The sequence below is a fragment of the Bradyrhizobium zhengyangense genome (genome assembly GCF_022012555.1).
Taxonomy (GTDB): Bacteria; Pseudomonadota; Alphaproteobacteria; order Rhizobiales; family Xanthobacteraceae; genus Bradyrhizobium; species Bradyrhizobium zhengyangense.
This window is the reverse complement of the sequence record NZ_JAKLTZ010000074.1, coordinates 1-1,395: the sequence shown is the minus strand read 5'-3', so window position 1 is coordinate 1,395 and position 1,395 is coordinate 1. Positions and strand designations below refer to the sequence as shown.

Below are 1,395 nucleotides of genomic sequence, written 5' to 3'. Positions count from 1 at the left end.
AGCCTTCTGTGGTTGCCGCCCGCAATGCAAGAAGTTTCTGACCCTTTGGCGTGTGATCGAGTGCGGTCTTCTGTCAGGCCTTCCTTTACGGCATTTTCAGAAGCCGCTGGCCGGTATGGTGATCCGCGGACCAGGTCCAATTCTCATCTCCGAGCACGTCGGCTCTTTGGCTCTAGCTGGTTTCCTGATCCAGATCTGTTCGATCGTTGCGCCCATTCGGGTCGTCGCCTTCTCACACCCCCTTCGCCAACGTCAGGCTATTTCGTGCTGCATGCAGTCATGCCGTCACTGCCTGCGCTGGGTTCCGATAATCCTCCTTCCGGGTGAGCATGGCCCAAATCGTCCGAGCCATCTTGTTCGCCAAGGCGATCGCCACAAGCATGCGCGGCTTCCTCGCCAGCATCTGCGCCAGCCAGGATCCGCTAGGGATCGACTTGCGCCCGAGCCAGTTCAGCCGCGACATCGCCCCAACGATGAGCAACTGGCGAATGTCCGCCTGTCCTTCCTTCGAAACGCGTCCGAGCCTTTCCTTTCCCCCTGAGGAATGTTGCCGTGGGACCAAGCCGAGCCAAGCCGCGAAGTCTCGGCCACGTCGAAAGGCCGCCATGTCGGGCGCGAAAGCCTCGATCGCGAGTGCGGTCAGCGGGCCGACCCCCGGCATTGTCTGCAGCCGCTGCGCCGTGACCGTCCGCGTCGCCAACTTCTTGAGCTGCTCTGCCTTGGCATCGATCCGCTCCGTCTTGTAGGCGATCTGATCAATGAGACTCCGACATTCCTCGCGGACCAGTTCTGGTAGATCGCTGTTCGGATCTTCGAGGATTGCGTCAATGCGTTTAAGTTGTTCGATTCCTTGCGGGATGATATGGCCGAATTCGTAGAGAACAGAACGCAGCGCATTCACCAGATCGGTGCGCTGATGAACAAGGCGCTTCCGAGCCCGAAAGAGCACTGCCCTGGCCTGCTGTTCTTCCGATTTCGGCTCGACGAAGCGCATCTCGGGGCGCTGTGCCGCGATCACGATTGCTTCGGCATCAGCCGCGTCGTTCTTTTGGCGTTTCACAAAAGGCTTCACATATTGCGGAGCGATCAGTTTCACTTCATGGCCGAGCTTGACCATCTCCCGTGCCCAATAGTGGGCGCTGCCACAGGCTTCCATCACCACCACTGCCGATGGGTGGCCCGCCATGAACTTCCGAAACTGAAGCCGCGACAGTTTCTTTCGAAATTTCAAGTGTCCCGCCATTGACGCCCCGTGGAGCTGAAACACATTCTTGGCTAGATCCACTCCGATCACCGTATCCATCAATTTGCCGTCCTCTTCGCTTCGGGGTTCAAACACTGCGTTCTTGGCACATTACGATGCCGTCTGGGGAGGGCGGCAACCATCCCATCTCA

1 protein-coding gene is annotated in these 1,395 nt (G+C 58.6%); it reads right to left on the bottom strand.

Annotation, left to right across the window (positions count from 1 at the left end; all coding sequences use genetic code 11):
* Positions 1-277: 277 nt before the first annotated feature.
* On the bottom strand, positions 278-1,303 hold the full coding sequence (locus L6639_RS42885) for an IS110 family RNA-guided transposase (protein ID WP_164934317.1): 1,026 nt from the start codon (positions 1,301-1,303) through the stop codon (positions 278-280).
* Positions 1,304-1,395: the final 92 nt, after the last annotated feature.